The organism is Pseudomonas knackmussii B13, from assembly GCF_000689415.1.
GTDB lineage: Bacteria > Pseudomonadota > Gammaproteobacteria > Pseudomonadales > Pseudomonadaceae > Pseudomonas > Pseudomonas knackmussii.
In genome coordinates, this window is sequence record NZ_HG322950.1 from 3,216,521 (window position 1) to 3,236,656 (window position 20,136).

Below are 20,136 nucleotides of genomic sequence, written 5' to 3' on the forward strand. Positions count from 1 at the left end.
CGGACCCACGCGCGCCCATGGTCTTCGCTTCCCTCGAGTTCCTCACGCTGTTCCTGCCGCTGTTCCTGCTCGTCTACGCGCTGGCCCCGGAGGGCCAGCGCAACGTCGTGCTGCTGCTCGGCAGCTGGCTGTTCTATGGCTGGCTGAGCCCGCTGTTCCTGTTCCTGCACATGGCCCTCACGGTGCTGGCCTGGGTCGGCGGATTACTGGTGGATCGCGCCCGCGAGGGCGGCCTTGCTCGGGTGCGGCTGCTGGCCGGGCTGATCGTCGTGAACACGGTTGTGCTGTGCTGGTACAAGTACGCCAACATCCTCGCCGCCACCTACAACCAGCTGATCACCCACTACGGTTACCTGCCGATGGAGTGGCAGAAGGTGGCGCTGCCGGCAGGCCTGTCGTTCATCGTCCTGCAGGCGATCTCCTACCTGGTCGACGTGCATCGCCACGTGGTCCCGGTGGAGCGCAGCTTCGTCAACTACGCCACCTACATCTCGATGTTCGGCCACTCTATCGCCGGGCCGATCATCCGCTACGACTGGGTGCGCCGCGAACTCGAGAAGCGCTACTTCAACCGCGAGAACTTCGCCCTCGGCGCCCGTCGCTTCATGATCGGCATGTGCATGAAGGTGCTGGTGGCCGACACCCTGTCGCCGCTGGTGGACGTCGCCTTCCACCTCGACAACCCGTCCTTCGTCGATGCCTGGATCGGCTGCCTGGCCTACTCGCTGCAACTGTTCTTCGACTTCGCCGGCTACAGCGCCATGGCCATCGGCCTGGGCCTGATGCTCGGCTTCCACTTCCCGGAGAACTTCAACCGCCCGTACCTGGCCTACAGCGTCCAGGACTTCTGGCGGCGCTGGCACCTGTCGCTGTCCAGCTGGCTGCGCGACTACCTGTACATCTCCCTGGGCGGCAACCGCAAAGGCCCCTGGAAGACCTACCGCAACCTGTTCCTGATCATGGCCATCGGCGGCCTCTGGCACGGCGGCGACAGCTGGAACTACCTGCTCTGGGGCTCGGCCCACGGCATCGCCCTGGGCGTCGAGCGCGCCTGGACCCGCTCGCGCCTGCCGAGCCCGCCGCTGTGGCTCTGCCACGTCCTCACCCTGCTGTTCGTTTGCCTGGCCTGGACGCTGTTCCGCTCGCCGGACTTCGCCACCGCGCTGGACATGTACGCCGGCCAGTTCGGCCTGCACGGCTTCGCCCTCGGCGACGCCCTGGCGGTGACCCTGCGCCCCGTGCATTTGCTGGCCGCCGCGCTGGGCCTGGCCTGCATAGTCGCGCCGCTGCTGCAGGGGCGCGTGGAAGACCGTTTCGCCGACAACCCGCTGGTCCTCGTGACGGCGGCCCTCTGGCCCGTGCTGGGCTTCATGCTGTCGTTCTCCTTGATCGCCAGCCGTGAAGCCGTGCCCTTCCTGTACTTCCAGTTCTGATGAACCAGCCGACCGAAACCCCGTCCACCGCGCCCACGCCGCCCTCGGCGCTGGCGTTGCGCGTCAGCCCCGCAGCCGGCGCGGTCTTCGTGCCGTTCCTCGCCATCATGCTGCTGTCCTGCATCTGGCTGATGGTCCGCGGCCCCATCGACTTCGTCCCGGTGAAAGTGACCGAGGACATGCTCCTGCACGGCGACCTGACCCATCACTTCGCCAAGGAGCTAGCCGACGCGCCGCTGGCCAAGGAAGTCGCCAACCTCGAGCGCGGCGGCAGCTGGCTGCTGGTCGGCGACCTCGGCCCACGGGTGCGCGAAGGCTGCCCGGGCTGGCTGTTCCTCACCGACGAGACGCGCATCAACCGCCACGCCGAGGACAACGCCAGGGCCAAGGCTCAAGCAGTGATCGAGCTGCGCGAGCGCCTCGCGAAAAAGGGCATCCAGTTGCTGGTAGCGGTAGTGCCGGACAAGAGCCGCATCGCCGCGTCGCAGCTCTGCCCGCTGGTGCGCCCGGCGTCCCTCGCGCCACGCGTCGAGCACTGGCTGACGCTGCTGCACGCCGCCGGTGTGCCGGCGCTGGACCTGAACGCCAGCCTGCAACCGCTGGGCGACCAGGCCTTCCTGCGCACCGACACGCACTGGAGCGAAACCGGCGCCCAGGCCGCCGCCGCGCAGATCGCCAAGGGCATTACCACGCTGCCGTTCACGCCGACGCCGCAGCAGGTCTTCGACCTCGAACAGGCCCCTCTCGCCCGTCGCCCTGGTGACCTGGTGCGCCTCGCCGGCATCGACTGGCTGCCGCTGTCCCTGCAGCCGCCGGCGGAGATGGTCGCGGCGACGACGGTCAAGGCGCGCGCCGTCGAAACCGCTGCCAGCGGCGACAGCGCCGACGACCTGTTCGGCGACAGCAACCTGCCGAACACCGCGCTGATCGGCACCTCGTTCTCGCGCAACTCCAACTTCGCCGGCTTCCTCGAAAAAGCCCTCGGCGCGCCGCTGGGCAACTTCGCCAAGGACGGCGGCGAATTCTCCGGCGCAGCCCAGGCCTACTTCAGCAGCCCGGCCTTCCAGCAGACGCCGCCCAAGCTGATCGTCTGGGAAATCCCCGAGCGCGACCTGCAGACGCCGTACGTGCCGATCGAGGCGAAGTTCTAAAGCACGGAATCGGCGCATGACCGCCTCGCGGTCATGCGGCCTGCAATGCGCGTCGGATGGCAGCGCCGGGCGACGGAGGCACCGCGGGACCGGCTTGCCCTGCACGGGATGCTGGCCCCGACCGCCCTGAGACTGATAAAACCGGCTAGGCCCCGCCGACCTGGCGGCAATCACTCTCCTCAAGGTAAGCACCGACATGCCGAACCAAACCTACACCCCACCGCGCGTCTGGACCTGGGACAAGGAAAATGGCGGCGCCTTCGCCAGCATCAACCGTCCCGTCGCCGGCGCTACCCACGAGCAGCCGCTGCCGCGCGGCAAGCACGCGCTGCAGCTGTATTCGCTGGCCACGCCCAACGGCGTCAAGGTGACCCTCCTGCTCGAAGAGCTGCTGGAGCTGGGTGTGGTGGAGGCGGAATACGACGCCTGGCCCATCAGCATCAGCCAGGGCGAGCAGTTCGGCAGCGGTTTCGTGGAGGTCAATCCGAACTCCAAGATCCCCGCCCTGCTCGACACCAGCGTCACGCCCGAGCTGCGCATCTTCGAGTCCGGCTCGATCCTGCTGTACCTCGCGGAAAAATTCGGCCACTTCATCCCCCGCGATATCGCCGGGCGCACCGAGACCCTGAACTGGCTGTTCTGGCAGGTCGGCAGCGCGCCCTTCCTCGGCGGCGGCTTCGGCCACTTCTACGCCTATGCGCCAGAGAAATTCGAGTACCCCATCAACCGCTATGCCATGGAGGTCAAGCGCCAGCTCGATGTGCTCGACCGCCAATTGGCGAACCACCGCTTCATCGCCGGCAGCGAATACAGCATCGCCGACATGGCCATCTGGCCCTGGTACGGCGCGCTGATGAACAACCAGGTGTATGGCGCCGCGGAGTTCCTCGACGTCGAGACCTACACCCACGTCCGCCGCTGGACGGATGAGATCGCGGCGCGTCCAGCGGTACAGCGGGGCGTGAAGGTCAACCGCACCTGGGGCGAGGAGCCCATGCCTGAACGCCACAGTGCGGACGACTTCAAGGGCTGAGTCGCCATCCTGGAGAAACGGAGCGATGCTCGCCAGGGCACGCTCCACGCAGGCCGCCTTTTCCCCCACCAGGTCGAAAGACGGCGCGGCTGCTGGGCAACCCTGAGCGGCTCTCTCACGAATGCCGGACGATATCGACCGAAATCTCCACCGCCGGGACAGTGCCGCGATTCTCCAGCCAGTGCGTGGTGTTGTGGTCCTCGGGCCAGCCCACGCCCGGCCCGTAATCGGTGGCGATGCCGTTGCGATGGTCGGTGATGGTGCCCTGCAGGATGTACACCGTGCCGGGCCGGTCGACGTGGTTGTGCACCGGCCCGAACACCCCGCCGGGCTCGATGGTCACCAGGCGCATACGCAACTGCCGCCCGGCCATGCCCTCGATCTCGGGGCCGAGATCGACCGTCGTCAGCAACTGCACCGTGACGCCTTGGGTTTCGGGTGCCACCTCTTCGTAGCTCATCGCGCTCGCCTCGCTGGGTAGGAATGGGCCCTCCCAGAAGTAGAGACCCGAATCGGTCGGGCTGATAGCGAAGGAGCCGTACGGTCAGCCTCGCCTACGACTGTGACCGAGATTCGGCGCATAACCGCCTCGCGGTTATGCGCCCTACTAATGCCTGCCGAAGCGGATTGTGAGCATCGGCTCTTGTAGGGCGAATGACCCGGAGCGGGTTATCCGCCGCATCACCCTCACGGCAACACGAAACTCACGTCGATATTGCCGCGCGTGGCCTTGGAGTACGGGCACAGCTGGTGCGCCGCATCCACCAGGCGTTGCTTGTCCTCGGCGGACAGGCCCGGCAGCTCCACGGTCAGTTGCGCCGCCAGGGCGAAGCCGCCGTCGGCGGTGTTGCCCAGCGAAACTTCCGCCCCCACCGCCACATCGGCCGGCACGCGGATATCCAGGGTCTGCGCGGCGCGGCGCAGGGCGCCGATGAAGCAGGCCGCCCAGCCGATGGCGAACAGCTGCTCGGGGTTGGTGCCCGGGCGGCCCGAGCCGGGCGGGCTCAGCGGCAGGTCGAGGCTGCCGTCGGTGGATTGGCCGCGGCCGTCGCGGCCGCCGGTGGTGCGGGTCTGTGCGGTGTAGAGGACTTTTTCCAGTTGGGCAGTCATGGCGATGGCTCCGTCAGTGGGTGGGGCGAATGACCGGCGACAGCCGGCGCAGGTTGGCGCAATTGGGGCGGGTGCCGAGCACCACGCCCTGATCGCGCAGGGCTTGCAGCAGGGCCAGGCCCTGCGTGCGGATGATTTCGGGGTCGGCACCACTGATCTCGGCCAGCGCCTGCAGATGCTCGCGGCCGGTCAGCTGCCACTGCTGCAGGGACACCAGCAGCCCATGGGCCAGCGGCGCCAGGCGCGAGAAATGCACCTGCTGGTCGTCGCCACGGCGGGCGAGCAGCAGGGTCGGTTGTTCCGGCGCGGCGTCTGGCAGGTGGTCGGGGGCGATATCCGCTACCGGCCAGGCGTAGGCCAGCGGCCAGGCAGTCGCAGAAAGCACTGGCACGCCGTCGAGCAGATCGCCTTGCGGGTCGTGGTCCGCCTCGCGGTCCTCGCCCAGCAGCAAGGCAGTCTCTACCCACTCGTAATGGGCCAGCTCGGCCGCCCAGTCCGGCAGGTCAGCCGAGACTTCATCGAGGTAGCCGACGAACTCCCCGGCCACTTCGGTGAACAGCGGCGTCTGGCAACGCGGGTCGGCGTAGTAGCCCTCCACCAGCTTCTGCCAGCGCTTCTCGCCGAGGCTCGCGCTAAGCACCGGGAAGGCGCCGCTCAGCAGCGAAGTGATGTTGCCCAGGAACAGCTGGCGATACACCGCCAGGCGGCGCGCCTCGATGCCGGGCGGCGGCGCGTGGCGCTGCGGGTCGCGCACGTGGCTGGCCAGGGTGCGCAGTTGTTCGTTGAGGGACTCAGGCACGACGCACCTCCGGCAGGCTGATGACGGCACTCTGCCGCTCGCGGATCGCCTCGACCTCCACCAGCAGCTCGGCCAGCGGCGGGAAGTTGAAGTCGCGCTCCAGCAGCGTCGGCAGCGCGCCGAAGCGCTGGTAGGCCTGCTCCAGCAGCGCCCAGACATCGCCTTTCACGGTGGCGCCGTGGGTGTCGATCTTCAGGTCCGGCGCTTCGTCGTAATGCCCGGCCACATGCATGCTTACCACACGCTCCGCCGGCAGCTCGGCGAGATAGGCATGGGCGTCGTAGCCGTGGTTGATCGCGTTGACGTATAGGTTGTTGACGTCCAGCAGCAGGTCGCAATCCGCTTCCTCCAGCACGGCACGCAGGAAGTCGATTTCGCTCAGCGCCTGGTAGGGCGCGGCGTAGTAGGAAATGTTCTCCACGGCGATGCGCCGGCCGAGCACGTCCTGCGCTTGGCGAATGCGCGCGGCGACGTGGTGCACCGCTTCGTCGGTGAACGGCAGCGGCAGCAGGTCGTAAAGCTGGCCGTCGTCGGAGCAGTAGCTCAGGTGTTCGCTGAACAGCGGCACGCGGTGCTGGTCGAGGAACTCGCGGGTGCGCCGCAGCAGCTCCAGGTCCAGCGGCGCCGGCCCGCCGAGCGACAGCGACAGGCCGTGGCAGCTCAGCGGGAAGCGTTCGGCGAGGGCCGCCAGTTGCTTGCCGAAGGCGCCGCCGACGCCGATCCAGTTGTCCGGCGCGCATTCGAGGAAGTCCACCGCGCCAGCGTCGGCCGCCAGCAGTTCCGGGAGCAGTGCGCGGCGCAGGCCAAGGCCCGCGCCAAACAGGGAGGCAGCAGTCATGGGCTGATCTCCGGCAGGGAAATTGCCTCCCGGCGCGCGGCGCCGGGAGGATCGGCAGGTCAGTTCTTGGCCTGGCTCAGCTTGCTGTACAGGTCGGCCGGGAACGGGTTGCCGTTGGAATCGAACTGGTGCTTGCGGAACTGGTAGACCTCGCCTTCGGAGAGGTAGCCGTCGTGGTTGGCGTCGATGGCCTTGAACTCTTCCGCGCCGTTCGGCGCGACCTTCAGCAGCTCGTTCAGCGAAACGCGTCCGTCGTGGTCGGCGTCGGTGCGGTTGAAGGACGCATCGCCGCACTTGCCTTCGCCGCATTTGCCCTCGGCCTTGGTGGCTTTGGCCTGGGCCTTGTTGGCGCCGCATTTGCCTTCGCCACATTTACCTTCGCCAGTCTTCTCGGCAGCGGCCAGCTGGTAGCCCTGCGGCAGTGCTTCGACGGCGAAGGCGTTGGAGGCGAGTGCGCCGCCAGCCAGGGCGACAGCGAGGAGGCCAAGGCGGGTTTTGCTCGAGAACGAGGTACGGGACATGGTGCTTCTCCAGATACTTGAGCGGCTTTACCGCGGGTCAGAAGGAATACCGTTGCGAGGGGGGCGACTGGCGACCTTCGCCAGGGTGGGCCCGTCTCGTTCGGGTAGGGCTATTGGGCCCGTGCGATGTATCGCCGAGGTATCGCGATAGCGCGCGTTTGTATGCCAGTGCGCGGCGGGAGAAGCGTGGATACAAAGCGATACATCGGTGCATGGCCTGGTGGCGGTCGCGGCCACCTGTCCTCCGCACGGGCGCGCAGGCTTCCTTGGCAACTTCTTGATATCGGTCCTTCGATTCTTTGCAGCATCTTGATACCGCCCCTCCTACGCTGGGGACTGCAGTGGAGGGCCGGTGATGGATGTCCCGTACATCATTCTCGCGTTCGTCTGCTTCGGCCTGATCTTCGGCCTGGCGTATGGCTGCCAGGCCCTGAGCCGGAGGCGGCCATGACCCTGTTCCATCTCGTCGGCGCCATCGTCGCCACGCTGCTGCTCGTCTACCTGATCGCCGCGCTGCTGTTCCCGGAGGACTTCCTATGAGCCTCCAGGCGGGGACGCTGCTGGGCGCCTTCCTGATCGCGCTGCTGGTGCTGTCATGGCCCCTCGGCTGGTTCATCGACGCGGTGATGGCCGGACGGATTCGACTGCTGACCCGTATCGAGGCCCCGCTCTATCGCATCGCCGGAACCCGCGCCGAAGACGAGATGGGCTGGCTGCCCTACACCCTCTCGGTGCTGCTCTTCAATGTGCTCGGCGTAGTGGCGGTTTATCTCCTGCAGCGCCTGCAGGCCATGCTGCCGCTCAACCCGCAGCACTTCGGCGCGGTCACCCCGGACTCGGCCTTCAACACCGCGATCAGCTTTGTCACCAACACCAACTGGCAGGGCTACAGCGGCGAAGCCACCATGAGCTACCTGACCCAGATGCTCGCCCTGGCCGTGCAGAACTTCTTCTCCGCGGCAACCGGAATAGTGGTGGCGATTGCCCTGGTGCGCGGCTTCGCCCGGCACAGCGCGCAGAGCATCGGCAATGCCTGGATCGACCTCACCCGCGTCACCCTCTGGGTGCTGCTGCCGGTGTCGTTCCTGCTGGCCCTGTTCCTGGTCAGCCAGGGCGCGATCCAGAACCTCGCTCCCTATCAGGACGTGACCACCCTGGAGGTCAGCCATTACCAGTTGCCCAAGCTCGACGCGGACGGCCAGCCGGTGCGAGACGCCCAGGGCGACGCGCTGATGGAAGAGCGCAGCAGCCCGACCCAGACCATCGCCATGGGGCCGGTGGCCTCCCAGGAGGCGATCAAGTTGCTGGGCACCAACGGCGGTGGCTTCTTCAATGCGAACTCGGCGCACCCCTACGAAAACCCCACGCCGCTGAGCAACTTCGCGCAGATGCTGGCGATCTTCGCGATACCGGCGGCGCTGTGCTTCGTCTTTGGCCGCATGGTCGGCGACGCGCGCCAGGGCTGGGCGGTACTGATCGCGATGACGCTGATGTTCGTGACCGGGGTAATAGCCGCGAACCACTACGAACTGCTGGGCAACCCGCAATTCCAGGCACTGGGCGTGGACCCGGCGGGAGGCAACATGGAAGGCAAGGAAACACGCTTCGGCATCGCCGCTTCCAGCCTCTTCGCCACCGTGACCACGTCCGCGTCCTGTGGCGCGGTCATTGCCATGCACGACTCCTTCACGCCGCTGGGCGGGGCCGTTGCGCTGGTGATGATGCAGCTTGGCGAAGTGGTGTTCGGCGGCGTCGGCAGCGGTCTCTACGGGATGCTGGTGTTCGCCCTGCTGGCGGTGTTCATCGCCGGGCTGATGATCGGTCGAACCCCCGAGTACCTGGGCAAGAAGATCGAAGCCTTCGAGATGAAGATGGTGGCCATCGCCATCCTCGTCACGCCCCTCCTGGTGCTGTGCGGCACGGCGATCGCGGTCATGGCCGACGCTGGCCGCGTGGGCGTCGCCAACCCCGGCCCCCACGGTTTCTCGGAAATCCTCTACGCCTTCACCTCGGCGGCCAACAACAACGGCAGTGCCTTCGCCGGGCTGTCGGCCAACACGCCCTTCTACAACAGCCTGCTCGGCATCGCCATGTGGTTCGGTCGCTTCGGCGTACTGGTGCCGGTGCTGGCCATCGCCGGCAGCCTGGCGGCGAAGAAGCGCCTGGCGGCCACCGCCGGGACCATGCCGACCCACGGCCCGCTGTTCGTGGTGCTGCTGATCGGCACCGTGCTGCTGGTCGGCCTGCTCAACTACGTGCCGGCGCTCGCGCTGGGGCCGGGCATCGAGCACCTGCTGCTGTTCAAGTGAGCCGCGACCATGAGCCGAAAGACCTTCACCCTGTTCGACCCCACCCTGGTGCGTCCAGCCCTAGTCGACGCCCTGCGCAAGCTCGACCCGCGCGTGCAGTGGCACAACCCGGTGATGTTCATGGTCTACATCGGCGCCCTCCTCACCACCGCGCTCTGGCTGCAGGCGTTGGTCGGCGAGGGGGAAACGAGCAGCGCTTTCATCCTGGCGATCACGCTGTGGCTGTGGTTCACCGTGTTCTTCGCCAATTTCGCCGAAGCCCTGGCCGAGGGTCGCAGCAAGGCGCAGGCGGCCTCGCTGCGCGAACTGAAGAAGGAGACCTGGGCGAAGAAACTGAGCGAACCGAACTACGCCTCCGAATGGCAACTGGTGCACGCCAGCGACCTGCGCAGGGGCGACGTGGTGCTGGTCGAGGTCGGCGACCAGGCACAGGCGCTGATCCCGGCCGACGGCGAGGTCATCGAGGGCGTCGCCTCGGTGGACGAATCGGCCATCACCGGCGAATCGGCTCCGGTCATCCGCGAGGCCGGCGGCGACTTCTCCGGGGTGACCGGCGGCACCCGGGTGCTCTCGGACTGGCTGGTGATCCGCATCACCACCAACCCGGGCGAGACCTTCGTCGACCGCATGATCGCCATGGTGGAAAACGCCAAGCGACAGAAAACGCCCAATGAGATCGCCCTGTCGATCCTGCTGGTGGCGCTGAGCATCGTATTCCTCGGCGTGACCGTGACGCTGCTGCCCTTCTCGCTCTACGGCGTGGCCGTCACCGGCGCCGGTTCGCCGGTGACCGTCACCGTCCTGATCGCGCTGCTGGTCTGCCTGATCCCCACCACCATCGCCGGCCTGCTCTCGGCCGTGGGCGTGGCGGGCATGAGCCGGATGATGCAGGCCAACGTCATCGTCACCTCCGGCCGCGCCGTGGAAGCCGCCGGCGACGTCGACGTGCTGCTGCTGGACAAGACCGGCACCATCACCCTCGGCAACCGCCAGGCCTCGGCCTTCCTCGCCGCGCCCGGGGTCAGCGCGAGGGACCTGGCCGACGCCGCGCAACTGGCCTCTCTCGCCGACGAGACGCCGGAAGGCCGCAGCGTCGTGGTCCTGGCCAAGCAGCAGTACAACCTGCGCCAGCGCGACATCCAGGCACTCGGCGCCCGCTTCGTGCATTTTTCCGCGCAGACCCGCATGAGCGGCGTCGACCTCGGCGAGCGCAGGGTGCGCAAGGGCGCGGCGGAAGCCATCCGCGCTTACGTCGAAGCCCAGGGCGGCAACTTCCCGCCCCAGGTACTGGGCATGGTGGGAGACGTGTCTCGGCGCGGCAGCACGCCCCTGGTGGTCTGCGAGGGTGCCGAAGTGCTGGGCATCATCGAGCTGAAGGACATCGTCAAGGGCGGTATCCGCGAGCGCTTCGCCGAGCTGCGGCGCATGGGCATCAAGACGGTGATGGTCACCGGGGACAACCGCCTGACCGCCGCGGCCATCGCCGCCGAAGCGGGGGTCGACGACTTCCTCGCCGAGGCCCGCCCCGAGGACAAGCTGGAACTGATCCGCCGCCACCAGCGCGAAGGCCGGCTGGTCGCCATGACCGGCGACGGCACCAACGATGCGCCGGCGCTGGCCCAGGCCGACGTGGCGGTGGCGATGAACTCGGGTACCCAGGCGGCCAAGGAGGCCGGCAACATGGTCGACCTGGACAGCAACCCGACCAAGCTCATCGAGGTGGTCGAGACCGGCAAACAGATGCTGATGACCCGCGGCTCGCTGACCACCTTCTCGGTGGCCAACGACGTGGCCAAGTACTTCGCCATCATTCCGGCGGCGTTCGTCACCCCCTACCCGCACCTGAATGCGATGAACGTCATGCACCTGAGCAGCCCGAACTCGGCGGTGCTTTCCGCGGTGATCTTCAACGCGCTGATCATCGTGTTCCTCATTCCCCTGGCGCTGAAGGGCGTGCGCTACCGCCCGGTAGGCGCCGCCTCGCTGCTGCGGCGCAACCTGCTGATCTATGGCCTGGGCGGAGTGATCGTGCCGTTCATCGGCATCAAGGTCATCGACCTGGCCCTGACGCTGGCCGGCCTGGCCTGAGGAGGTAGCGCCATGCTTGCCCTGCTGCGTCCCGCCCTGGTGCTGTTCTTCGTCCTCTCGCTGATCACCGGGCTCGCCTACCCCCTGCTCACCACCCGCGTGGCGACGGCGCTGTTCCCCTACCAGGCGGCCGGCAGCCTGGTGTTCAAGGACGGCAAGGCAGTGGGGTCGGAACGGATCGGCCAATCCTTCAGCGATCCCCGCTATTTCTGGAGCCGCCCTTCGGCGACCATGCCCATGCCCTACAACGCCAGCGCTTCCGGCGGCGCCAACCTGGGGCCGCTCAACCCCGCGCTGCCGGACGCGATCAGGTCGCGCGCGGCCGCCTTGCGTGCCGCCGACCCCGGCAATACCGCGCCGGTGCCGGTGGACCTGGTCACCCGCTCGGCCAGCGGCCTCGATCCGCACATCAGCGTGGCCGCCGCCGAGTACCAGGCTTCCCGTGTTGCGCGGCTGCGCGACCTGCCGCTGGAGCGGGTCCGGACGCTGATCGCCGAGCACACAGAGGGCTCGGCGCACGACATCCTCGGCGACCAGCGGGTCAACGTCCTGCTGCTCAACCTGGCGCTGGACAGCGCGCACTGAGCCAGCGCCAGACCGGCCGGCGGCGCACTGACTATCCTTGTCCTACCGTGACGGCTGCGCTTGAGGCAGGACCGCGATGAGCGACACGCAACGCCCGGACCCCGACCAGTTGCTGGCGCAGATTCGGCAGGACGAAGCCCAGCAACAGCGTGGCCGGCTGAAGATTTTCTTCGGCGCCTGCGCCGGCGTCGGCAAGACCTACGCCATGCTCTCGGCGGCGCGCGCAGCGCTGGCCCAGGGTACCCAGGTGCTGGTGGGCGTCGTGGAAACCCATGGCCGCGCCGAGACCGAGGCACTGCTGCAAGGGCTCGAGCGACTGCCGCTGCGGCAGGTCGAATACAAGGGGCGACGCCTCGGCGAGTTCGACCTCGATGGTGCCCTCGCCCGCCACCCGCCGCTGATCCTGATCGACGAACTGGCCCACTCCAACGTCGCCGGCTCCCGCCATCCCAAGCGCTGGCAGGACGTCGAGGAGCTGCTCGCCGCCGGCATCCATGTATGGTCGACGATGAACGTGCAGCACCTGGAGAGCCTCAACGACATCGTCGGCAGCATCACCGGCATCCGGGTCTGGGAAACGGTGCCCGACCGCATCTTCGACGGTGCCGACGAAGTGGTGATGGTGGACCTGCCGCCCGACGATCTGCTGCAGCGCTTGAAGGAAGGCAAGGTCTACCTGGCCCATCAGGCCGAACGCGCGGTGCGCAACTTCTTCCGCAAGGGCAACCTGATCGCCCTGCGCGAACTGGCCCTGCGTCGCACCGCCGACCGCGTCGACAGCGAGATGCTGGAGTACCGCGGGCGCATCCTGTCGCAGCCGGTCTGGGGCACGCGCGGCTCCCTGCTGGTGGGCGTCGGGATCAATGAACAGGACGAGAAGACCGTGCGTTCCAGTGCCCGCCTGGCGTCCCAGCTCGACGTGCCCTGGCACGCCGTCTACGTCGAGACGCCCAGACTGCAGCGCCTGCCGGAGGCCCGCCGTCAGCGCACATTGCGAACGCTGAAGCTGGCCCAGGAGCTGGGTGCGGAAATCGCCGTGCTGGCGGGCCAGGATGAAGCGGAAGTCCTGGTCAAGTATGCCCGCCAGCACAATCTGTCGAAGGTGGTTCTCGGCCGTCGCGGTGGCTCGCGCAGCTGGCGCTGGCGCGCGGGCCTGGCGGACCGGATCGCCGCGCAGGGCGCCGACCTCGACCTGCTGCAGATCGCCCTGCCGGCCACACGCGGCGGCAGGACCGAGGAGGCGCCCAGGGGTCCCGGTTCCCCTCCGTACCTGCCCGGGTACCTCATGGCGGTCCTCGCGGTGGGCGCGATCACCCTTGTCGCCACGCCGCTGACAGAGGTCTTCGAGCGGACCAACATCGTCATGCTGTTCCTCCTCGCCGTGGTCGCCGTCGCGGTGCGCTGCGGGCGGGGCCCGGCGGTGCTGGCGGCGTTCCTGGCGGTGGCGTCCTTCGACTTCTTCTTCGTGCCGCCGCGTTTCACCCTGGCGATCAGCGGCGTGCAGTACCTGGTGACCTTCGCCGTCATGCTGGTGGTCGCCCTGGTCATCGGCCAGATGGCCGCCGGGCTGACCTACCAGGCGCGGGTCGCGCAGGGCGGCGAGGACCGCATGCGCGGCCTCTACGAGATGTCCCGGCAGCTGTCCGCCGCGCTGATGATCGAGCAGGTCGCCGACATCGCCAGCCAGTTCCTCGCCAGCGAGCTCAACGCCCGCTCGGCGCTCTTCGTGACCGACCTGCAGGACCGCCTGCGTCCGCCAGTGCCGACCGACGAACTGGCGGAAGTGGATGCGGCGGTCGCCCAGTGGTGCTTCGACAAGGAAGAGCCCGCCGGGCACGGCACCGACACCCTGCCGGCCGGGCCGACGCTGTACCTGCCGCTCACTGCCCCCATGCGCGTGCGCGGAGTGCTCGCCATACAGCCGCGCGAAAACGCGCGACTGGCCATACCCGAACAGCGCCGGCTGCTCGACACCTGCGCCTCCCTGCTGGCGATCTCCCTGGAACGCATCCACTACATCGAGGTGGCCCAGAGCAGCACCTTGCAGATGGAATCGGAGCGCATGCGCAATTCCCTGATCGGCGCCATTTCCCATGACCTTCGTACGCCGCTGACGTCGCTGGTGGGCCTGGCAGAAGCCCTGGTGCAGGCCCAGCCGCCGCTGGGCGGCGCGCACCTGGAGCTGGCCAACGGTATCCGCGAGCTGACCCTGCGCATGAACAACCTGCTCAACAACCTGCTGGACATGGCGCGGCTGGAGTCCGGCGCGGTCGAGCTCAAGCGCGCCTGGCAACCGCTCGAGGAAACCATCGGCAGCGCCCTGGCGACTTGCCGGCTGGCACTGGGCGAACGCCAGGTCGAGGTCGCCCTGCCCGCCGACATGCCGCTGGTGCAGGTCGATGCCGTGCTGTTCGAGCGGGTGCTGGTCAACCTGCTGGAGAACGCCGCCAAGTACACCCCGCCGGGCACGCCCATCCACATTGGCGCGGCCGCTCGCCGCAAGAGCTTCGAGCTGTGGATCGACGACTGGGGCCCCGGCGTGCCGCCCGGGCGCGAAGCGACCATCTTCAACAAGTTCGAACGTGGCCGTAAGGAGAGCGCCATCCCCGGAATGGGCCTTGGCCTGGCGCTCTGCAGGACCATCATCGAAGCCCACGGCGGCAGCATCAGCGCCAGCAACCGCCCCGGCGGCGGCGCGCGCTTCCTCATCACCCTGCCGCGTGGCGAACCGCCTCAGGTGCCGGTGGAAGACGAACCCGACGATACGCAGAGGCAGCCATGAACGAACTCCCCACACGAATACTGGTGGTCGAGGACGACGCCACCATCCGCCGTGTCGTGCGCATGGCCCTGGAAGCCGAGGCACTGGAGGTATACGAGGCCGAGGGCCTGCAGCGCGGCCTGCTCGAAGCCGGCTCGCGCGCGCCCGACCTGATCATCCTCGACCTGGGGCTGCCCGACGGCGACGGCATCGAACTGATCCGTGACCTGCGCACCTGGTCGGAGGTGTCGATCATCGTGCTCTCCGCACGAGACAGCGAAGCCTCGAAGATCAGCGCGTTGGACAGCGGCGCCGACGACTACCTGGCCAAGCCCTTCGGCACCGGCGAGCTGCTGGCCCGGGTGCGCAGCCAGTTGCGCCGGCGTCATCCTCACGACAGCGAAGCCGGCGCGCAGGTCTGCTTCGGCGGCATCTGCATCGACCTCAACCGGCGCAGCGTCGAACGCGACGGCGCCCCCCTGCACCTCACCCGCCTGGAGTACCGCCTGCTGGTCCACCTGTGCACGCACCCCGACCGGGTCCTGACCCACCTGCACCTGCTGCGGGCGGTCTGGGGCCCCAGCCACACGGAAGACACCCACTATCTGCGGGTATTCATGGCCAACCTGCGCAAGAAGATCGAAGAGGAACCCGCCCGACCGCGCCACCTGCTGACGGAGGTCGGCGTCGGCTATCGTTTCGTGCCCTAGGCTCGGCCCCGATCAGCCGTGCTTGCGCTCCAGGTAGGCCACCGCATTGGCCAGAGTCGCCAGCTCCGGGTAGTCCTGATGCGGAATCGTCACGCCGGTCAGACGGTGCAGCTCCGCCACGAAGCGCGCGAAATCCGTCTCGTCGAATTCGAACTGCTCGTCGAAGCGGACCTCCGGGTCGAGGGACTCCTCCTCCAGGTCGGGCGCCACGTTGTAAAGAGCCTGGTACACCAGCCGTGCATGGGTTGCGTCGTTCATAAGCACTCCTTCAACCGCATGAGTTCATCGAATGGCTTCGTGAAACAGCCACTAGCGCAGTATGGCGAGGCGCCGCCTGCACTTGTTGATGTCGATCAACTGCCTCCCGACGCCTTCATCCGCTCGAGGTCGGAGGCCCGGTCAATACAACAGGAAGCGCGCGCGGCGCGCCTGGAAGGCCTCCAGCTCGCCTTGCCAGCCGGCCGCTATCGCTCGCGGGTCGGCGCCGGCGCGAATGGACGCGACCACGGTGGCCGACCCTATGCCGCCCAGGGTCTCGTCCAGGCGGAACCTGTCCGGATACAGGCGATGCAGTGCGGCGGCCAGCTCCACGCCCAGGGCGGGCGAATCCAGCGCGTCGCGATCGCTGACGCTGATGCGCACGCCCCGGCAGGCCTGGCCATGGTAGGGGCCGCTGTCGGGTGTGAAGGTCACGGCGGAAAAGCTCGCCCCGGCGATCCGCCGCGTGGCCAGGTAACGGGCGAGTTCGCGGCCGTCGATCCAGGGCGCGCCGACCTGCTCGAAGGGGCTGTCGGTGCCGCGGCCGACGCTGATGTTCGCCCCCTCGATCATGCCGACGCCCGGGTAGAGCGCCGTCTGGCCGAGGCTCCTGAGGTTCGGCGACGGGTTCACCCAGGCCAGCCCCGTGTCGTCGAACCAGTCGCGCCGGGAGTAGCCGCGCATGGTGACCACGTGCAGGTCGGCATGGATCGCCGCCTCCTGATTGTAGAAGCCGGCGAGCTCGCCGAGGGTCATGCCGGGGCGGACCGGGATCGGCCAGTAGCCGGTGAAGGAGGTGCGCCCGGCATCGAGCATCGGCCCCTGGACCTGCGCCCCGCCAATCGGGTCGGGGCGGTCCAGCACCCAGATCGGGATGCCCTTGCGGGCCGCCGCCTCCATGGCATAGGCGAGCGTGGTGCCGTAGGTGTAGAACCGCGCGCCGGCGTCCTGGATGTCGAACACCAGGGCGTCGACGCCGGCGAGCATCGCGTCGCTCGGCCGGCGCGTCTCCCCATACAGGCTATAGACCGGCAGGCCGGTGGAGGGCTCGGCGCCCGAGGCGACCTTCTCGTCGAGCTTGCCGTACAGGCCGTGCTCCGGGCTGAACAGCGCGACCAGCTTCACGCCCGGGGCCTCGCGCAGCAGGTCGATGTTGCGCCGGCCCTTGCGGTCGATCCCGGTCTGGTTGGTGATCAGCCCGACCCTGAGCCCGCGCAGCGGCGCGAAACCGTCTTCGGCGAGGACGTCCAGTCCGCTGCTGACCACCTGCCGGGCAGCCGCATAGCGGGCCAGCGCCGGCCTGGCGCTGGCGATGTCGGCATCGGTGAGCGGCCCCAGCGCGGCGCCGACCGCCTCGGCCACCCGATCGCGCAGCGGCCCGGCGTCGCCACCGTCATCGGGGTGGACGCGGTTGCTCAGCAGGATCACGTAGAGCCGCGCCACCGGGTCGATCCACAGCGAGGTCCCGGTGAAGCCGGTGTGGCCATAGGCGCCGACCGGCGCGAGGGTGTCGCGGTCGCTGGCGAAGGGTGCCGCGATGTCCCAGCCCAGGCCACGCAGGCGCGCCTGGCCGCTCGGCGATTGCGGCAGGGTCATGGCTTCGACGCTTGCGCTCTTGAGCACGCGCACGCCGTCCAGCGAACCGCCGGCCAGCAGCATGCGGGCGAAACGCGCCAGGTCGTCGGCGCTCGAGAACCCCCCGGCGTGCCCCGCCACGCCGCCCATGCGCCAGGCGGTCGGGTCATGCACCACACCCTGGCGACCGTGCGCGGTCGGGGCAATTCGCGGCGACGGCGCCGGTAGGAAGCCGCTGTCGCGCATGCCCAGCGGCGCGAAGACATGGGCCTGGCAATAGCGTTCGAGGGGCTCGCCCGAGACCCGTTCGACCAACTCGCCCAGGACCTCGAAATTGATGTCGCTGTAGCGGTAACGCTCGCCCGGCGGATCGGTCGGGCGCACCGCGATGATCCGCTCCAGTGCGGCGGAACGGCCCTTCCACGGGCGGCTCAGGTCGAGGTCGGCCGGCAGGCCGGAATAATGGGTGAGCAGGTCGCGCACCCTGATCGGCGCCTTGCCGTTCGCGGCGAAGGCCGGCCAGTAGCGGGCGACGGGCGCGTCCAGGTCGAGCCGGCCCCGTTCCGACAACTGCATGATCGCCGTGGTGGTGGCCACCACCTTGGTGAGCGAGGCCAGGTCGAAGATCGTATCCGGGGTCATTGGCAGGTGCTCGGGACGCACCTCCCGCTCGCCATAGGCGGCGCGGTAGTAGACACCGTTTTCGCCACCGATCTGCACCACCGCGCCGGGCAGGTGCCCGGCGGCGATCTCGTCCTGCACGATGCCGGCGATGCGCTGCAGGGCGGCCGGGTCCGGCACCCGGGCGACGGCGGGCCAGGCGCAGGTCAATGCGAGCAGCAGGAGCCAGCGCTTCATGGCTGCGCCTCCCCCTTCAGGCCGTCGGGTCCATAGGCGTTGCGCGGGTTCCAGAGCATCCAGCCGGCGCTGCCGAAGGCTTCGGCGCCTTCGATCTGCGCGCGGATCTGCTCCGCGCCGAAGGTGCGGTGGTCGAAGGCGTAGTCGCGAAAGGCCTGCAGCCAGGGCCTGAAGCGCAGGCTCGACACGCCGGTGCGGCGGCGGGCGTTCTGCAGGGAGAGCTCGACGATCTCGCGCGGGACGGCCACCGGGTTCTTGTAGCCGGGAATGCCGAACTGGAAGCCGGAGGGGTAAAGCATGGGTGACACGTAGTCCAGGTATTGCACCATATCCTCCAGGCGCTGGCCGATGCCGGTATCGTCCAGGTTCCAGAGCACGTAGCCGAAAATGTCCGCGGAAAGGAACACATTATACGGCGCCAGGCGGCCGCGGGCCTCGGCGAGGAAACCGTTGATCGCCTCGACCCGGTTGGCCAGCGTCGGGCGCCTGGCGAACACCAGCCCGGGATGGTCCGGCAGGCGCAGGTAGTCGAACTGGATCTCGTCGAACCCCAGGCGCGCGGCCTCCTCGGCCACGTCGAGCACGTAATCGCGCACCTCGGAACGGAAGGGGTCGGTCCAGGCCAGGCCCTCGCGGTCGACATAGAGCCCGCCGTCCGGGACATGCACCCCCCACTCCGGGTGCAAGCGGGCCAGCGAGTCGTCCTTGAACGCGACTATTCGCGCTATCAGGTAGATTCCGCGGGCATGCAATTGGCCAATCAGCGCGGGCATGTCGCGCACCGTGATCGACTTCTGCGCACCGCTCCCTACCGCCAGTGGCACCGTGCTGCGGTAGGGAATGCGGCCACGGTCGCCCTTGACGTCGATCACCAGGGCATTGAGCTCGGTGCTGCCAATGAGCCGCAGGGCAGCGTCGCGCAGCGCCTGGCTGCCGATGCCGTAGTACGACAGGTAGAGCGCCTTGGGATGGAACGGCGTGAGCCGGATGGTTTGCTGGCGCGGCGTCGGAGAGTCGTCCTGCAGTTGTTGCCGCTGGTAGCCCGGCGCCCGTATGCCCAGCGACTGCGCCGGCGCGGCCAGGGACAGTCGGCCGTCGGCGGCGGTTTTCGCCTCACGGTCCCCCACCGTGACACTGGCCCCGGCAATCGGGTGGCCGGTAGCGTCGTCCAGCACTTCGACGGCGGCGATACCCGCGTGCGCCGACGCGGCCAGGACCAGCAGCGATGCCAGGCATATCCCGCGGCAGGCGGTCCTCATCGTGTCCCCTCCTCCGTGCCGTCGTCCGCAAGGCGCAGGATCGCGGCGAACGCCTTGGCATTCACCGCGTCGGTTATCAGGTAGCGCGGCAAGGCCATGAGGTCGTCCCCCTGGCGCACCGGCCGGTGATCCAGGGTGAAGGCGGCTACGTAGCCGGCCGCCGCGGCGTGCTGCTCCAGCTCGGCATCCCACAGACCGAACGGCCAGGCCAGCAGGTCGACCGGGCGGCCCAGGCGCTTTTCGAGCACAGCCCGCGAGCGCGTCAGTTGGTCATCGACCAGGTGTGCATAGGCCACCGGGTCCAGGCGCCGGCGCTCGCGCATGAAGTTGGGGTGCCAGTAGGTGTGCGACTGGATGTCGAACAGCTGGCTGTCGCGCAGCTCGGCCAACTGCGCCCAGGTCATGGCATAGCTGGCGTTGCTGATCGCCGAGGGATAGATGAACAGGGTCACCGGAATCCGGCGGCGCTGGATGATCGGATACATCACCCGGAACACCGATTCGTGGCCGTCGTCGACGGTGATCACCAGCGACCGCGGGGGCGGCGCGGGGGACCGGCCGGCCAGATAGTCCACCACCTGGCGCAGCGGGATGACCCGGTAGCCGCCGGCCTCGATCAGCCCGAGCTGCGCCTCGAAGGCTTCGGTGCGCACGGTCATGCTGTCCACGGCCTGGGGCGCGAAACGGTGGTACACGAGGATGGGCAACTGGCGTGCTTGAGCTACGAGCGGCAACAGCAAGGCCAGCGAGCACATCAGCCGGGTGAAACGTCGCTGGAGTTTCATGCGCTGCACTGACCGGAGGGAAAGGCGGATACCTTGAGCATAGTCCGCGGCCAGGGGGCGAAA

Annotated in this window: 18 protein-coding genes; 9 read left to right on the forward strand and 9 right to left on the reverse strand. The window is 68.4% G+C overall.

Annotated elements, in window-relative coordinates:
- Positions 1-17 precede the first annotated feature (17 nt).
- The 3 genes from PKB_RS15010 to yghU all read left to right on the forward strand — a co-directional run bounded on the left by PKB_RS15010 (position 18) and on the right by yghU (position 3,617).
- Complete coding sequence (locus PKB_RS15010) at positions 18-1,433, forward strand: MBOAT family O-acyltransferase (RefSeq protein ID WP_043252925.1); 1,416 nt, start codon at positions 18-20, stop codon at positions 1,431-1,433.
- Entirely contained in the window at positions 1,433-2,584 is a 1,152-nt protein-coding gene (locus PKB_RS15015) for an alginate O-acetyltransferase AlgX-related protein (protein WP_043252927.1), read from the forward strand. Before PKB_RS15010 ends, PKB_RS15015 begins: the two co-directional genes overlap by 1 nt.
- Before the next feature lie 196 nt (positions 2,585-2,780).
- Positions 2,781-3,617, forward strand: a complete 837-nt coding sequence (yghU, locus tag PKB_RS15020; RefSeq protein WP_043252929.1) for a glutathione-dependent disulfide-bond oxidoreductase — start codon at positions 2,781-2,783, stop codon at positions 3,615-3,617.
- 115 nt (positions 3,618-3,732) lie between these two features.
- Here the strand turns inward: yghU and PKB_RS15025 are convergent, their stop codons facing one another.
- The 5 genes from PKB_RS15025 to PKB_RS15045 form a co-directional block, all read right to left on the reverse strand.
- The gene (locus tag PKB_RS15025) at positions 3,733-4,077 is read right to left on the reverse strand and encodes a cupin domain-containing protein (RefSeq protein WP_043252932.1); all 345 of its coding nucleotides are present in this window, start codon (positions 4,075-4,077) and stop codon (positions 3,733-3,735) included.
- A 227-nt stretch (positions 4,078-4,304) separates the two neighbouring features.
- The gene (locus PKB_RS15030) at positions 4,305-4,727 is read right to left on the reverse strand and encodes an organic hydroperoxide resistance protein (protein ID WP_043252933.1); all 423 of its coding nucleotides are present in this window, start codon (positions 4,725-4,727) and stop codon (positions 4,305-4,307) included.
- A gap of 13 nt (positions 4,728-4,740) precedes the next feature.
- Entirely contained in the window at positions 4,741-5,526 is a 786-nt protein-coding gene (locus PKB_RS15035; protein ID WP_043252934.1) for an HvfC family RiPP maturation protein, read from the reverse strand.
- Positions 5,519-6,364 (reverse strand): HvfB family MNIO-type RiPP peptide maturase, encoded by an 846-nt coding sequence (locus PKB_RS15040; protein WP_043252935.1) that lies wholly within the window; start codon positions 6,362-6,364, stop codon positions 5,519-5,521. Before PKB_RS15040 ends, PKB_RS15035 begins: the two co-directional genes overlap by 8 nt.
- Before the next feature lie 59 nt (positions 6,365-6,423).
- Positions 6,424-6,885: an HvfA family oxazolone/thioamide-modified RiPP metallophore gene (locus tag PKB_RS15045; RefSeq protein WP_043252938.1), complete on the reverse strand. Its 462-nt coding sequence runs from the start codon at positions 6,883-6,885 to the stop codon at positions 6,424-6,426.
- Positions 6,886-7,332: 447 nt separating this feature from the next.
- Here PKB_RS15045 and kdpF point away from each other — a divergent pair, with 447 nt between their 5' ends.
- The 6 genes from kdpF to PKB_RS15075 all read left to right on the forward strand — a co-directional run bounded on the left by kdpF (position 7,333) and on the right by PKB_RS15075 (position 15,338).
- Positions 7,333-7,425 (forward strand): K(+)-transporting ATPase subunit F, encoded by a 93-nt coding sequence (gene kdpF, locus PKB_RS29615; RefSeq protein ID WP_043252940.1) that lies wholly within the window; start codon positions 7,333-7,335, stop codon positions 7,423-7,425.
- The gene (kdpA, locus tag PKB_RS15055; protein WP_043252943.1) at positions 7,422-9,194 is read left to right on the forward strand and encodes a potassium-transporting ATPase subunit KdpA; all 1,773 of its coding nucleotides are present in this window, start codon (positions 7,422-7,424) and stop codon (positions 9,192-9,194) included. The genes kdpF and kdpA overlap by 4 nt, the downstream gene beginning before the upstream one ends.
- 9 nt (positions 9,195-9,203) lie before the next feature.
- Positions 9,204-11,282: a potassium-transporting ATPase subunit KdpB gene (kdpB, locus tag PKB_RS15060; RefSeq protein WP_043252946.1), complete on the forward strand. Its 2,079-nt coding sequence runs from the start codon at positions 9,204-9,206 to the stop codon at positions 11,280-11,282.
- Between the two features lie 12 nt (positions 11,283-11,294).
- Positions 11,295-11,867 carry a potassium-transporting ATPase subunit KdpC gene (gene kdpC / locus PKB_RS15065; protein ID WP_043252949.1) on the forward strand — a complete coding sequence of 191 codons (573 nt, stop codon included), beginning with the start codon at positions 11,295-11,297 and terminating at the stop codon, positions 11,865-11,867.
- A gap of 76 nt (positions 11,868-11,943) precedes the next feature.
- On the forward strand, positions 11,944-14,649 hold the full coding sequence (gene kdpD / locus PKB_RS15070) for a two-component system sensor histidine kinase KdpD (RefSeq protein ID WP_043252952.1): 2,706 nt from the start codon (positions 11,944-11,946) through the stop codon (positions 14,647-14,649).
- Positions 14,646-15,338, forward strand: a complete 693-nt coding sequence (locus PKB_RS15075; protein WP_043252954.1) for a response regulator — start codon at positions 14,646-14,648, stop codon at positions 15,336-15,338. Before kdpD ends, PKB_RS15075 begins: the two co-directional genes overlap by 4 nt.
- Before the next feature lie 12 nt (positions 15,339-15,350).
- On the opposite strand, the gene PKB_RS15080 is transcribed toward PKB_RS15075, so the two are convergent.
- The 4 genes from PKB_RS15080 to PKB_RS15095 form a co-directional block, all read right to left on the reverse strand.
- Positions 15,351-15,596 (reverse strand): acyl carrier protein, encoded by a 246-nt coding sequence (locus PKB_RS15080; protein ID WP_043252956.1) that lies wholly within the window; start codon positions 15,594-15,596, stop codon positions 15,351-15,353.
- A gap of 141 nt (positions 15,597-15,737) precedes the next feature.
- The gene (locus tag PKB_RS15085; protein WP_043252958.1) at positions 15,738-18,029 is read right to left on the reverse strand and encodes a serine hydrolase; all 2,292 of its coding nucleotides are present in this window, start codon (positions 18,027-18,029) and stop codon (positions 15,738-15,740) included.
- On the reverse strand, positions 18,026-19,288 hold the full coding sequence (locus PKB_RS15090; RefSeq protein ID WP_043252960.1) for a putative glycoside hydrolase: 1,263 nt from the start codon (positions 19,286-19,288) through the stop codon (positions 18,026-18,028). Before PKB_RS15090 ends, PKB_RS15085 begins: the two co-directional genes overlap by 4 nt.
- Positions 19,285-20,073 carry a polysaccharide deacetylase family protein gene (locus PKB_RS15095; RefSeq protein ID WP_084166654.1) on the reverse strand — a complete coding sequence of 263 codons (789 nt, stop codon included), beginning with the start codon at positions 20,071-20,073 and terminating at the stop codon, positions 19,285-19,287. Before PKB_RS15095 ends, PKB_RS15090 begins: the two co-directional genes overlap by 4 nt.
- Between the last annotated feature and the right edge of the window lie 63 nt (positions 20,074-20,136).